Annotated in this window: 15 protein-coding genes and 1 pseudogene; 12 read left to right on the top strand and 4 right to left on the bottom strand. The window is 72.5% G+C overall.

Translation table 11 applies throughout. The features are described 5' to 3' along the window. Window positions 1-15: 15 nt before the first annotated feature. Genes napA through HHL10_RS25875 form a run of 12 tightly spaced genes read left to right on the top strand, consistent with a single transcriptional unit; the run spans window position 16 to window position 10,178 of the window. Window positions 16-2,607 (top strand): periplasmic nitrate reductase subunit alpha, encoded by a 2,592-nt coding sequence (gene napA, locus HHL10_RS25930; RefSeq protein ID WP_169163314.1) that lies wholly within the window; start codon window positions 16-18, stop codon window positions 2,605-2,607. After that, window positions 2,604-3,095 carry a nitrate reductase cytochrome c-type subunit gene (locus HHL10_RS25925; RefSeq protein WP_169163313.1) on the top strand — a complete coding sequence of 164 codons (492 nt, stop codon included), beginning with the start codon at window positions 2,604-2,606 and terminating at the stop codon, window positions 3,093-3,095. The genes napA and HHL10_RS25925 overlap by 4 nt, the downstream gene beginning before the upstream one ends. 10 nt (window positions 3,096-3,105) lie before the next feature. After that, entirely contained in the window at window positions 3,106-3,708 is a 603-nt protein-coding gene (locus tag HHL10_RS25920) for a cytochrome c3 family protein (RefSeq protein ID WP_169163312.1), read from the top strand. Between the two features lie 7 nt (window positions 3,709-3,715). After that, window positions 3,716-4,351 carry a heme ABC exporter ATP-binding protein CcmA gene (ccmA, locus tag HHL10_RS25915; protein ID WP_169163311.1) on the top strand — a complete coding sequence of 212 codons (636 nt, stop codon included), beginning with the start codon at window positions 3,716-3,718 and terminating at the stop codon, window positions 4,349-4,351. Further along, entirely contained in the window at window positions 4,285-5,013 is a 729-nt protein-coding gene (locus tag HHL10_RS25910) for a heme exporter protein CcmB (RefSeq protein WP_169163310.1), read from the top strand. The genes ccmA and HHL10_RS25910 overlap by 67 nt, the downstream gene beginning before the upstream one ends. A 15-nt stretch (window positions 5,014-5,028) precedes the next feature. Then, window positions 5,029-5,820 (top strand): heme ABC transporter permease CcmC, encoded by a 792-nt coding sequence (gene ccmC, locus HHL10_RS25905; protein ID WP_169163309.1) that lies wholly within the window; start codon window positions 5,029-5,031, stop codon window positions 5,818-5,820. Next, entirely contained in the window at window positions 5,817-6,071 is a 255-nt protein-coding gene (gene ccmD / locus HHL10_RS25900) for a heme exporter protein CcmD (protein WP_169163308.1), read from the top strand. Before ccmC ends, ccmD begins: the two co-directional genes overlap by 4 nt. Beyond that, complete coding sequence (gene ccmE / locus HHL10_RS25895; protein ID WP_169163307.1) at window positions 6,068-6,493, top strand: cytochrome c maturation protein CcmE; 426 nt, start codon at window positions 6,068-6,070, stop codon at window positions 6,491-6,493. The genes ccmD and ccmE overlap by 4 nt, the downstream gene beginning before the upstream one ends. After that, window positions 6,490-8,490 carry a heme lyase CcmF/NrfE family subunit gene (locus HHL10_RS25890; protein WP_169163306.1) on the top strand — a complete coding sequence of 667 codons (2,001 nt, stop codon included), beginning with the start codon at window positions 6,490-6,492 and terminating at the stop codon, window positions 8,488-8,490. The genes ccmE and HHL10_RS25890 overlap by 4 nt, the downstream gene beginning before the upstream one ends. 22 nt (window positions 8,491-8,512) lie before the next feature. Continuing rightward, entirely contained in the window at window positions 8,513-9,100 is a 588-nt protein-coding gene (locus tag HHL10_RS25885; RefSeq protein WP_169163305.1) for a DsbE family thiol:disulfide interchange protein, read from the top strand. After that, window positions 9,097-9,525 (top strand): cytochrome c-type biogenesis protein, encoded by a 429-nt coding sequence (locus HHL10_RS25880; protein WP_310734674.1) that lies wholly within the window; start codon window positions 9,097-9,099, stop codon window positions 9,523-9,525. The genes HHL10_RS25885 and HHL10_RS25880 overlap by 4 nt, the downstream gene beginning before the upstream one ends. Next, a complete protein-coding gene (locus HHL10_RS25875) occupies window positions 9,525-10,178 on the top strand; it encodes a tetratricopeptide repeat protein (RefSeq protein WP_169163303.1) in 654 nt (217 codons plus the stop codon). Before HHL10_RS25880 ends, HHL10_RS25875 begins: the two co-directional genes overlap by 1 nt. Window positions 10,179-10,185: 7 nt before the next feature. Here HHL10_RS25875 and HHL10_RS25870 read toward each other — a convergent pair whose 3' ends face one another. The 4 genes and pseudogenes from HHL10_RS25870 to HHL10_RS25855 all read right to left on the bottom strand — a co-directional run. Next, entirely contained in the window at window positions 10,186-10,671 is a 486-nt protein-coding gene (locus HHL10_RS25870; RefSeq protein ID WP_169163302.1) for a nucleoside deaminase, read from the bottom strand. Between the two features lie 46 nt (window positions 10,672-10,717). After that, window positions 10,718-10,828: pseudogene (locus HHL10_RS30780) on the bottom strand (ABC transporter permease); the annotation flags it as partial. A 16-nt stretch (window positions 10,829-10,844) separates the two neighbouring features. Beyond that, a complete protein-coding gene (locus HHL10_RS25860) occupies window positions 10,845-12,074 on the bottom strand; it encodes a M20 family metallopeptidase (protein WP_169163301.1) in 1,230 nt (409 codons plus the stop codon). Between the two features lie 17 nt (window positions 12,075-12,091). Beyond that, window positions 12,092-13,005: hydantoinase/carbamoylase family amidase (locus HHL10_RS25855; protein WP_169163300.1), on the bottom strand; the 914-nt coding region annotated here is incomplete at its 5' end.

Genomic DNA, 13,005 nt, shown 5'->3' with positions numbered 1-13,005 from the left:
GCAGGGAGCTTCTTCATGTCGAATCCCTTTCCCATTCCCGTGGTCGAGGCCCGCGCCGAGAGCGAGGCCGAGGCCGGTGGCTGCGGCTGCACGCGGCGCGAGTTCGTGCGCGCCAGCGCCGCGGCCAGTGCCGCGCTGGCTGCCGGGCTGCCGCTGGACGCCGCCGCGCAGAACGTCGTCACCGACGCCGCGCGCACGCAGCTCAAGTGGTCCAAGGCGCCGTGCCGCTTCTGCGGCGTGGGCTGCGGCGTCAACGTGGCCGTCAAGGACGGGCGCGTGGTCGCCACGCACGGCGACCCCAACGCCGAGGTCAACCGCGGCATCAACTGCGTCAAGGGCTACTTCCTGTCCAAGATCATGTACGGCGAGGACCGGCTCACCCAGCCGCTGCTGCGCATGAAGGACGGCCGCTACGCCAAGGACGGCGAGTTCCAGCCCGTGAGCTGGGACGTGGCCTTCGACACCATGGCCGCGCAGTTCAAGCGCGTGCTCAAGGACAAGGGCCCCACCGGCGTCGGCATGTTCGGCTCGGGGCAGTGGACCGTGTGGGAGGGCTACGCCGCGGCCAAGATGATGAAGGCGGGCTTGCGCACCAACAACCTCGACCCCAACGCGCGCCACTGCATGGCCTCGGCCGTGGCCGGTTTCATGCGCACCTTCGGCATGGACGAGCCCATGGGCTGCTACGACGACATCGAGCAGGCCGACGCCTTCGTGCTGTGGGGCTCCAACATGGCGGAGATGCACCCCATCCTGTGGACGCGCGTCACCGACCGGCGGCTCTCGGCGCCGCACGTCAAGGTGGCCACGCTGTCGGTGTACGAGCACCGCTGCTACGACCTCTCCGACCTCACGCTCACCTTCCGGCCGCAGACCGACCTGGCCATCCTCAACTACATCGCCAACTACATCATCCAGAACAAGGCGGTGAACCGGGCCTTCGTGGAGCGCCACACGCGCTTCATGGTCGGCAACACCGACATCGGCTACGGCCTGCGCCCCAACCACCCGCTGCAGCAGAAGGCCAAGAACTGGAACAACGCCGGCGGCGGCCAGCCCGCGACCTTCGACGAGTACGCGCGCTTCGTCAGCACCTACACGCTGGACTACACGGCCAAGCTCTCCAACGTGCCGCGCGAGCGGCTGGAGGCGCTGGCCAAGCTCTACGCCGACCCGAAGGTCAAGGTGATGTCCTTCTTCACCATGGGCTTCAACCAGCACACGCGCGGCACCTGGTGCTCGCACCTGCTCTACAACCTGCACCTGCTCACCGGCAAGATCAGCACGCCGGGCAACAGCCCGTTCTCGCTCACCGGCCAGCCCTCGGCCTGCGGCACCGCGCGCGAGGTGGGCACCTTCAGCCACCGGCTGCCCGCGGACATGGTGGTGACCAACCCCAAGCACCGCGCCGAGGCCGAGCACATCTGGCAGCTGCCCGACGGCACCATCCCCGACAAGCCCGGCTACCACGCCGTGCTGCAGAGCCGCATGCTCAAGGACGGCAAGCTCAACGCCTACTGGGTGATGGCCAACAACAACATGCAGGCCGGGCCCAACGTCGTGCAGGAGATCTATCCGGGCTTCCGCAACCCGGACAACTTCGTGGTGGTGTCGGACCCCTATCCCACCGTCTCCACCATGGCCGCCGATCTGATCCTGCCCACGGCGATGTGGGTGGAGAAGGAGGGCGCCTACGGCAACGCCGAGCGCCGCACCCAGTTCTGGCACCAGCTGGTCAAGCCGCCGGGGCAGGCGCGCTCGGACCTGTGGCAGCTCATGGAGTTCAGCAAGCGCTTCAAGATGGAGGAGGTCTGGCCCGCGGAGCTGCTGGCGGCCAAGCCGCAGTGGCGCGGCAAGACGCTGTACGACCTGGTGTTCCGCAACGGCGTGGTGGACCGCTTCCCGCTGGGCGAGATGGAGGCGGGCTACGACAACGACGACGCCCGCTCGGCCGGCTTCTACGTGCAGAAGGGGCTGTTCGAGGAGTACGCCAGCTTCGGCCGCGGCCACGGCCATGACCTCGCGCCCTTCGACACCTACCACAAGGTCACGGGCCTGCGCTGGCCGGTGGTGGAGGGCAAGGAGACGCGCTGGCGCTACCGCGAGGGCACCGACCCCTACGTCAAGGCCGGCGAGGGCTTCCGCTTCTACGGCAACCCCGACGGCAAGGCGGTGCTGTGGGCGCTGCCCTACGAGCCCGCGGCCGAGGAGCCCGACAAGCAGTTCCCGTTCTGGCTGTGCACGGGCCGGGTGCTGGAGCACTGGCACACCGGCACCATGACGCGGCGCGTGCCCGAGCTCTACCGCGCCTTCCCGAATGCCGTGTGCTTCATGCACCCGGAGGACGCGCGCGCGCTGGGCGTGCGCCGCGGCGAGATCGTGGAGATCACCTCGCGCCGCGGCAGCGTCCGCACCCGCGTGGAGACGCGCGGGCGCGACAAGCCGCCGCCGGGGCTGGTGTTCATGCCCTTCTTCGACGCCAGCCAGCTCGTCAACAAGGTCACGCTCGACGCCACCTGCCCGATCTCGCTGCAGACGGACTACAAGAAGTGCGCCGTCTCGATCCGCAAGGCCGGCGGGCTGCCGCCGCAGGGAGGCACGGTATGAACGTCAAGCAAGGCCTCGGGGTGCTGCTGGGCCTGGCCGCCGCCACGGTGGCCGGCGTGGCGCTGGCCATGGACATGACCGACCGCATGCGCGGCGCGCCCATCACGGAGACCACGCCGCCGCCGCCGCTGATGAACTCGGACAACTCCGACATCCGGCGCGTGCGCAACTACGCCATGCAGCCGCCGGTGATCCCGCACAAGATCGACAACTACCAACTCGACAAGAACGCCAACCGCTGCATGTTCTGCCACGCGCGCACCCAGACGCAGGCCAGCGGCGCGCCCATGATCAGCATCACCCACTACCAGGACCGCCAGGGCAACCACCTGGCCGAGCTCTCGCCGCGGCGCTACTTCTGCACCCAGTGCCACGTGCCGCAGGTCGATCTCAAGCCGCTGGTGGAGAACCGCTTCGTGGACGTCAACGAGCTGCTGCGCGCCGAGCAGCAGCGCCAGCGCGGCGGCGCCAGCGCGCCGCAGCGCTGAGGGGGCCGGCATGCTCAAGGGCCCCATCAACCTGCTGCGCCGCTACTGGAAGGTGTTGCGCAGCCCCAGCCGCTTCTATAGCCTGGGCTTCCTGACCGTGGGCGGCTTCGTCGCCGGCGTGATCTTCTGGGGCGGCTTCAACACCGCGCTGGAAGCGACCAACACGGAGGCCTTCTGCACCGGCTGCCACGAGATGCGCGACAACGTCTACCAGGAGCTGCAAGGCACCATCCACTTCACCAACCGCTCGGGCGTGCGCGCCAAGTGCAGCGACTGCCACGTGCCGCACAACTGGACCGACAAGATGGCCCGCAAGATGCAGGCGTCCAAGGAGGTCTGGGGCAAGGTCTTCGGCAGCATCGACACGCCCGAGAAGTTCGGCGCGATGCGCCGCACGCTGGCCGAGCACGAATGGGAGCGCCTGAAGGCCAACAACTCGCTGGAATGCCGCAACTGCCACCAGTTCGAGTCCATGGACTTCACGCGCCAGAGCCCGCGCGCGGTGGCCGCGCACAGCACCGACCTCGCCAGCGGGCAGAAGACCTGCATCGACTGCCACAAGGGCATTGCGCACAAGCTGCCCGACATGGCCGGCGTCGAGACGGTGCGCTAGGAGCCGCATGCTCGACATCACCGACCTGCAACTGGTACGCGGCGGGCGGCTGCTGTGCGAGGGCTTCAATTTGCGCCTGCTCGCGGGCCAGGCGCTGCTGGTCGAGGGCGCCAACGGCGCGGGCAAGACCACGCTGCTGCGCAGCCTGGCCGGGCTGCAGCCGCTGCACGCGCAGCAGCTGCGCTGGCAGGGCTTCGAAGGCCGCGCCGCGCGCGAGGCGATGTGCCTGGACCTGTGCTTCATCGGCCACCGCGAGGGCCTGCACGAGGCGCTCACGCCCGTGGAGAACCTGGACCACCTGCTGCGCCTGGGCGGCGAAGCCCAGACCACGGGGCGCATCGAGCAGGCGCTGCAGGGCGCCGGGCTGGGCGCGCTGGTGCGCGCGCCGGTGCGGCGGCTGTCGCAGGGGCAACGCCGGCGCGTGGCGCTGACGCGGCTGGTGCTCACCCGGCGCAAGCTGTGGCTGCTCGATGAGCCGCTGGCCGCGCTGGACGAGGCCGCGCGCCTGGATTTCACCGTTCGCCTGGCGCTGCACCTGGAGCGCGGCGGGCTGGCCCTGATCAGCACCCACGACCCATGGCCCTCATCAGCACCTTCGATGCCCCGCCTGCACCTGCCCGCCCCGCTGCCGCAGGCGGCCTGAGCCCCGCGGCGGCCGGCGGCGCGGCCTGCCTGCGCGCGAGCCTGCGCCGCGAGCTGCGGCTGCTGCTGCGCGAGCGCTTCGACGCGCTGGCGGCGCTGGGCTTCTTCGCGCTGGTGCTGTCGCTGCTGCCGCTGGCGCTGGGCGGCGAGCCCGCGCTGCTGCAGCGCGTGGCGCCCGCGGCGGCCTGGACCGCGGCGCTGCTGTCGGTGCTGCTGAGCAGCCTGCGCCTGTTCCAGGCCGACCTAGGCAACGGCGCGCTGGAGCAGCAGCTCATGGCGCCGGCGCCGCTGGCGGTGCTGGGCGGTCGGCTGCTGGCGCATGGCCTGGCCTGCGGGCTGCTGCTGCCGGCCAGCGCGCTGCTCATGCCGCTCTACGGCCTGCCACTGGCGCAATGGCCGGCGCTGGCGCTGTCGCTGCTGTTGGGGCTGCCCACGCTGGTGCTGCTGTGCGCGTTGGGCGCGGCGCTGACGCTGGGCTCGCGCGGCGGCGGCGTGCTGCTGGCGCTGCTGGTGCTGCCGCTGGCCGTGCCGGTGCTGCTGCTGGGCATGGCCACCGCGCAGGGCGCGCCGGCCGCGTCCTGGCTGCTGGGCGCGCTGATGGCCGCGGCGCTGGCGCTGCTGCCCTGGACGGTGCTGGCGGCGCTGCGCATGGGCATGGATTGAACGGACATGACACGCATGAGCACGCCCATCGCTTCCCTGCCCACGCCGCCCCGGCCGCTGCGGCTGCCGCCCTGGACACCCTGGCGCCGCCTGGCCTCGCCGCCGGTGTTCGAGGTCTGGGTGGCGCGCTGGTGGGCGCCGCTGCTGGCCCTGGCGCTGCCCTGCGTGGTGCCGGGGCTGTGGCTGACCTTCTTCGTCATGCCGGCCGACGCGCGCCAGGGCGACGCGGTGCGGCTGCTGCCCGTGCACGTGGCCTCGGCCTGGATGTCGATGTGGCTCTACGCCCTGATGGCCTTCTGGTCGGCCATGGCGCTGGTGTGGCGTGGCCGCGTGGCCTCGGCACTGGCGCAGGCCATGGCGCCCACGGGCGCGATGTTCTGCGCGCTGGCGCTCGTCAGCGGCGCGCTGTGGGGGCAGCCCACCTGGGGCACCTGGTGGGTGTGGGATGCGCGGCTGGCCTCGCAGCTGCTGCTGCTGTTCCTGTACCTGGGCGTGATTGGGCTGCGCGCGGCCTTCGACGACGAGCGCCGCGCGGCGCGGCTGTCGGCCCTGCTGGCGCTGGTCGGGGCGGTGAACCTGCCCGTGATCTGGTTCTCGGTGCACTGGTGGAACACGCTGCACCAGGGCGCCACCATCACGCCACGCGGCGCGGCCCTGGAGTGGACGCAGCTGGCCGCGCTGGTGCTGATGACGCTGGCCGCCTGGGCCTACGCCGCCGCCATGACGCTGCTGCGCGCGCGCTGCATCCTGGCCGAGCAGCGCGCGGCACCGCCGCGGCCGCGGCCCACCGTGAAAGGCTGGCGATGACGGACATCGACTGGGCGCTGTTCTGGCACATGGGCGGGCATGGCGCCTATGTCTGGACCGGCTGGGGGCTGGCGCTGCTGGCGCTGGGTGTGGAGTTCTTCACCTTGTGGCGGCGCAGCCGGCGGCATCCGCCACCCAGCCCGGCCGTGCTGTCGGCGGCCGGCCGCAGCGGGGCCCCGCGGGAAGCGTCACGCGACGAGCGGGCGGCCGTGGCGCAGCCCGCCGCACCGGGCCGGGGAGAGCCGCGATGACGCCGCGCCGGCGCCGCCTGGCCGCCGTCCTGATCGTGCTGGGCCTGCTGGCCACGGCCGCGGCGCTGCTGCTGGGCGCGCTGCGCCACAACCTCGATTTCTTCCTGGGCCCGGGCGAGCTGCTGCAGCAGCGTCCGGCACCGCAGCAGCGCCTGCGCCTGGGCGGCGTGGTCGAGCCCGGCTCGCTGCGCCGCGAGCCCGGCAGCATGACCGTGCATTTCGTGGTGGCCGAGGGCGCGCACCGCGTGCCGGTGCGCTACAGCGGGCTGCTGCCCGATCTCTTCGGCGAAGGCCAGGGCGTGGTGGCGGGTGGCCGGCTGGGCCGCGACGGCGTGTTCGATGCGCACGAGGTGCTGGCCAAGCATGACGAGAACTACATGCCGCCGACCGGGGAGTCGCGGCCGGCCTGGGTGAAGCCGTGATCCCGGAGCTGGCGCACTTCGCCGCGATCCTGGCGCTGTGGCTCGCGCTGCTGCAGGCGCTGCTGCCGCTGCGCGCCAGTGCCGCCGTCGCCATTGGCCCGGACGGCGGCGTGGCCGCCGGGGCGCCGGGGCCGTCCGCGAACAGCGTGGAGGCGCTGCTGCGCCTGGCGCGCCGCAGCGCCGTGGCGAGCTGCGTGCTGCTGGCGCTGGCCCTGGCCGGGCTGGCCTGGAGCTTCGTCGCGCTGGACTTCTCGGTGCGCTACGTAGCGCAGCACTCGCACTCCACGCTGCCGCTGGCCTACCGCATCGCCGCGGTGTGGGGCAGCCACGAGGGCTCGATGCTGCTGTGGCTGCTGGTGCTGTCGCTATGGGGCGCGGCGGTGGCGCGCTTCAGCCGCGGCCTGCCCGCGGGTTTCGCGTTGCGGCTGCTGGGCGGCATGGGGCTGCTGGTGGCGGCCTTTGGCCTCTACGTGCTGCTGGCCTCGTCCCCGTTCACGCGGCTGGTGCCGCCGCCAGCCGACGGCGCCGACCTCAACGCGCTGCTGCAGGACCCGGCCATGGTGCTGCACCCGCCGGCGCTGTACCTGGGCTACGTCGGCTTCGCCGTGCCCTTCGCCTTCGCGCTGGCGGTGCTGTGGGAGCGCGAGCTGCGTCCGGAGTGGGCGCGCTGGCTGCGGCCCTGGGTGCTGGCGAGCTGGGCGCTGCTGAGCCTGGGCATCGGCCTGGGCAGCGCCTGGGCGTACTACGTGCTCGGCTGGGGCGGCTGGTGGTTCTGGGACCCGGTGGAGAACGCGGCGCTGCTGCCCTGGCTGGTGGGCACGGCGCTGCTGCACGTGCTGGCGGTGGCGCAGCGCCGTGGCGGGCAGGGGCCGGCGGTGCTGCTGCTGTGCATCGCCGGCTTCGCGCTGGCGCTGATCGGCACCTTCATCGTGCGCTCGGGCGTGGTGACCTCGGTGCACGCCTTCGCCTCCGACCCGCGGCGCGGGCTGTTCATCCTGGCGCTGATCGCGGGCCTGGTCGGCGCGGCGTTGCTGCTGTGGGCGCTGCGCCCGCCGCGCGCCGCGGCCGCTCCGGCGCACGCGCTCTTCTCACGCGAGACGCTGCTGCTGAGCAACCTGCTGCTGATGGCGGTGGCGGCGGCCTCGGTGCTGCTGGCCACGCTGTACCCGATGGCGCTGGAGGCGCTGGGCGGCGCGCGCATCTCGGTGGGCGCGCCGTACTTCGAGGCCGTGATGGTGCCGTTGCTGGCGCCGGCGGTGTTCCTGATGGGCGCGGCGCCTTTCGCGGCCTGGGGCCGCGCCGAGGCCTTGACGCTGGCACGCCGGCTGCGCTGGGCGGCGGCGGCCAGCCTGCTGGCGAGCCTGGGCGCGATGGCGGCGCTGCGCCACTGGAGCCCGCTGTTCGGCCTGGGCCTGTGGCTGGCGGGCTGGATCTTCGCCACCACGCTGCAGCAGGTGCTGCGCCAGCCGCGCGCCGGCCGCGCCGCCTGGGGCATGCGGCTGGCGCACCTGGGCGTGGGCGTGTTCGTGCTGGGCGTGTGCGCGGTCAAGGGCCTGGAGATCGAGCGCGAGCTGCCGCTGGCCGTGGGCGAGAGCGCCACGCTGGGCCCGTACCGCGTGCAGCTGCAGGCGGTGCAGCCGCTGCAGGGCGTCAACCACGACGGCGTGCAGGCCCGCGTGGCGGTGTGGCACGAGGACGGCTCACCGGTGGCGCAGCTCCTGCCGCAGCGCCGCGCCTTCCGCGCGCAGGACCAGACCATCGCCGTGCCAGCCATCGATCGCAGTCCCTGGCGCGACCTCTACGTGGCGCTGGGCGATCCGCTGGGCGCCGGGCGCTGGGCCCTGCGCCTGCAACTGAAACCCATGGTCAACTGGATCTGGGCCGGCGTGCTGCTGATGGCCCTGGGTGGCGCGCTGGCCGCGCTGGACCGGCAATACCAGCACCGCGCCGCCCCGGCGCGCGCCGCCGAGGCAGCGGCACGGCACAAGCCGGCCTGATCCGACAACGAGAAGGATGCACATGGCCGTACCGTCACCCTTGCGTCCTCGACTCCGCCCCGAATCGGTCCGCCCGGCCCGCCATCGCTGGCGCGCGCTGCTGCCGCTGGCGCTGCTGCTGGGCATGGTGCTGCTGCTGGCGCATGGGCTGCAGCGCGACCCGCGCGCGCTGCCTTCGGCGCTGGTGGGCCAGCCGGCGCCGGTGTTCGAGCTGCCGCGCCTGGAGGCGCCCGATGAACTGCTCGCCAGCAGCGCGCTGCGGGGCCGGCCCTGGGTGCTCAACGTCTGGGCCTCCTGGTGCGGGCCCTGCCGCGAGGAAGTGCCGCAGCTGCAGCAGCTCGTGGAGCGCGGCGTGACGGTGGTCGGGCTCAACTACAAGGACGAGACGGCGGCGGCGCGGCGCTGGCTGGAGTCCGCCGGCCACGCGCCGTTCGAGGCCATGGTGCGCGACGCCGACGGCCGCGCCGCGCTGGACTGGGGCGTCAGCGCCGTGCCGGAAACCTTCGTCATCGACGCCGACGGCATCGTGCGTGGCCGCTTCGTGGGGGCGCTCACGCCGCAGGTGCTCAAGCGCGAGTTCTGGCCGCTGTGGAAGAAGGTGCAAGAGTGAGGCGCATCGTCCTCTCCGCCCTGGCGGCGCTGGCAGTCGGCCAGGCCGGCGCGGCGCCCTTGTCTGCCGACGAGGAGGCGCGTGCGCACCGCCTGGCGCAGTCGCTGCGCTGCCCGGTGTGCCAGAACCAGACCATCGCCGAATCCAACGCCCCGCTCGCGCAGGACCTGCGCGAGCAGGTGCAGGCCCAGGTGGCGGCCGGCCGCAGCGACGACGAGGTGCGCGAGTTCATGGTCCGGCGCTTCGGCGACTTCGTGCTCTACGAGCCGCCGCGCACGCCGCAGACGCTGCTGCTGTGGCTGGGCCCATTCGCCCTGCTGGGCGGCGGTGCGCTGGTGCTGTGGCGGCGGGTGCGCCGCGGAGCCGGGGAGGCGGTCGCGGAAGAGCCGGACGGCGTCGCCGCTCGGGCTGGGGAAGGCACCTGATGCAGCCGCTGCTGGGCTTCTGGCTGGCCGCGGGCGTGCTGGGCGTGGGCGTCACGCTGCTGGTGCTGAAGCCCGCCGTCGGTGGAGCCGGCCTTTGGTGGCCGCGCGCGGTGGCGGCGCTGCTGCTGCCGCTGGCGGCGGTGCTGAGCTACGCGCGGCTGGGTGCGCCGGGCGCCATCGGCCGCGACCAGCCGCCGCCGCACCGGCAGACCGAGGCCGACATGGCCACCATGGTGCAGCGCCTGTCGGCGCGGCTGCAGGCGCAACCCGAGGACTTGCCCGGCTGGTTCACGCTGGCGCGCTCGCTGGAGGTGCTGGAACGCTGGGACGACGCGGCAACGGCCTGGCGCGAGGCGCTGCGCCTGGCACCCGAGGATGCGGACCTGCTGGCCGACGCTGCCGATGCCGTCGCCACCGCGCAGGGCGGCCAACTCGACGGCGAGCCGGCGGCGCTGGTGGCGCGGGCGCTCAAAGCCGAGCCGAAGCACCCCAAGGCGCTGGCCCTGGCCGCCACCGCCGCGCAGCGCGCGGGCCGGCGCGAGGAGGCCATCGCCTTGTGGGAGCGGCTGCTGGCGCAGATGCCGCCGGAGGCGGAAGCGGCGCAGCGGGTGCGCGAGAGCCTGGCGAAGGCGCGGGGAGCGGCGGCGCCCTGACCGGTGTTCAGCCGCGCCGCCAGAAGTTGCGGTGCAGCGCGGCAATCTCCTCGCGCAGCTCCGGCACCGGCCCCGTCACCGTGATCGGCTTCTGGCCGCTCCTGAACACCTCGCGGCAGGGCAGGTCCAGCGTGGGGTTCTCGGGATGGGCGCCGGTGAGCTGCAGCAGTTCGCGCTCGCTGAGCCCGTAGAGCAGGCCGCCGATGTGGGCCCAGTACTGCGTGCCGGCACACATGGCGCAGGGCTCGACGGTGGTGACCAGCGTGCAGCTCCACAGCACCGCGGGGTCGAAGCGCTCGGCCGCCTCGCGCGCCAGCACGGCCTCGGCGTGGTTGACGCTGTCCACGTTGCCCTGCTCCATCAGCACCTGCCCGTCCGGAGCGGCCAGCAGCGCGCCGAAGGGGTGGTGGCCGCGGCTCATCGCGTGGCGCGCGATGTCGTTGGCGCGGCGCAGCAGGGACAAGGCGAGGTCGGGGATCAGGGCGTGGGTCATGGCCGGATTCTGGGCGTGCGAGACGCCGCTTTCCTCTTGTCGTCGCTCAACCCTGCCCGCGATGCGCCCAGGCCGTGGTGCGCTTTTCCACCACGGCGAACAGCTCGTACATCGCCATGGCCATCAGGCCCACGGCCAGCAGGCCGGCGCAGGCCAGCCTGGTGCGCGCGGCCTCAGCTCAGCAGGTCGAGCAGGCTGCGCGCCACGACCTTGGTGGCGCGGCGCAGGTCTTCGAGCTCCAGGCGCTCGTCGTTGCGCTTGGCGTGGCTTTCCAGCACGGAGCGCGGGCCGGCGCCGTAGATCACGGCCGGGATGCCTTGCTCGCTGTACAGCCGCACGTCGGTGTAGAGCGGGGTGCCCGAGGTCGGGATCTCTTCGCCGAAGACCTCGCCGCCGTGGCGCTGCAGCGCCTGCACCAGCGGTGCGTTGCCCGGCAGCGGCTGCAGCGCGCGGGCCAGCAGGATGCGCTTGATCTCGACCCGGATGCCGGGGAAGCTGCCGGCGGCTTCCTCGATGACGCGGCGGATGTCGGCCTCGACCTGCGTCGGGTCCTCCTCGGGGATCATGCGCCGGTCCAGCTTGAGCAGCACCTTGCCCGGGACCACGTTGGTGTTGGTGCCGCCCTCGATGCGGCCGACGTTGAGGTACGGGTGGTTGATGCCCGGCACGCCGGACTTCACCTGCTTGTAGAGCTGGTTCTGCGCGTACAGGGCGTTGAGGATCACCACCGCGCCCTGCAGCGCGTCCACGCCGGTGTCGGGAATGGCGGCGTGCGCCATCTTGCCGTGCACCGTCACTTCCATCTGCAGGCAGCCGTTGTGCGCGGTGACCACCTGGTAGCTGAAGCCCGCGGCCAAGGCCAGGTCAGGCTTGGTCAGGCCGTTCCTGAGCAGCCAGCCCGGGCCCAGCTCGCCGCCGAACTCTTCGTCGTAGGTGAAGTGCAGCTCCACGCCGCCCTTGAGCGGCGCGCCCAGCGCTTCGAGTGAACGCACGGCAAAGGTGAAGGTGGCGAAGTCGCTCTTGCTGACCGCGGCGGCGCGGCCGTAGAGCTTGCCGTCGTCGATTTCGCCGCCGTAGGGGTCGTGCGTCCAGCCCTCGCCGGGCGGCACCACGTCGCCATGGGCGTTGAGCGCCACGGTGCGGCCGCCGTCGCCATAGCGGCGCCGCACGATCAGGTTGGTGATGCTCTCCAGCCCGCCGGCCTTGACTTCTTCCGCGGGGACGGCGTGCTTCTCGGCCTCGAAGCCGAAGCCCGCCAGCAGCTGCGCCGTGCGCTCGGCATGCGGCGCGTTGTTGCCCGGCGGCGTGTCGGTGGGCACGCGCACCATCTCTTGCAGGAATCGGACTTCCTCATCGAAATGGGCATCGATCCAGGCGTCCAGCCGTTCGTAGGTTGTGGTCATGATGTGCTCGTGTCGGTTCAGGCCAGTTGTGCCAGCAACTGGTTGAAGGCCTGGACGCAGAGGTCCGCGTCGTCGTTGGTGATGGTTTCCAGCGGGTTGTGGCTGATGCCCGCGTTGCCGCCGCGCAGGAACAGCATGGCCTGCGGCATGGCTTCGTGCAGCTTCATCGCGTCGTGGCCCGCGCCGCTGGGCATGCGCCACACCGGCAGGCCCAGCGCTTCGACGGCCGTTTCCCAGCGCCGCTGCCACTCGGGCGCGCTGGGCGCCGCCGCGGCGCGCATGGTCTCTTCCAGCGTGAAGGCCACGCCGCGGCGCTCGCAGAGGCGCTGCAGCTCGGCACGCACGTCGGCCAGGCAGGCGTCGCGCACCTCGTTGGTGGTGGCGCGGATGTCCAGGCTGAAGCGGCAACGCCCCGGCACCACGTTGATGGAGCCGTTGGGCACCTCCAGCATGCCTACCGTGCCGACGAGGTCGGGCACCTGCGCGGCGCGCAGCTCCACATAGAGGATCAGCTCCGCCACCGCCGCGGCGGCATCGCGGCGCTGGCCCATGGGCGTGGTGCCGGCATGGCTGGCCTGCCCCGTGACCTCGCCCATGAGCCGCACGCTGCCGTTGATGGAGCTGACCACGCCCAGCGGCAGGTCCAGCGCGTCCAGCACCGGGCCCTGCTCGATGTGGACCTCGACGAAGCCGAGGTAGTCCTTGGGATCGCGACGCAGCGAAGCAATGTCCTCGACGCGCAGCCCGGCTTCCTGCATGGCCTGGCGCATGGAGATGCCGCTGGCATCGACTTGGTCCAGCCAGGTCATGTCGAACTGCCCGATCAGCGCGCCGGAGCCCAGGAAGGTGGCCTTGTAGCGCTGGCCTTCCTCTTCCGCGAAGCCCACCACCTCGATGCCGAAGGGCAGCCGCTTGCCGGCGCGGTGCAGCA

The organism is Azohydromonas caseinilytica (genome assembly GCF_012927045.1).
GTDB classification, from domain to species: Bacteria; Pseudomonadota; Gammaproteobacteria; order Burkholderiales; family Burkholderiaceae_C; genus Azohydromonas; species Azohydromonas caseinilytica.
The sequence above is the reverse complement of the archived record's forward strand: the minus strand, read 5'-3'. Positions and strand labels throughout refer to the sequence as shown.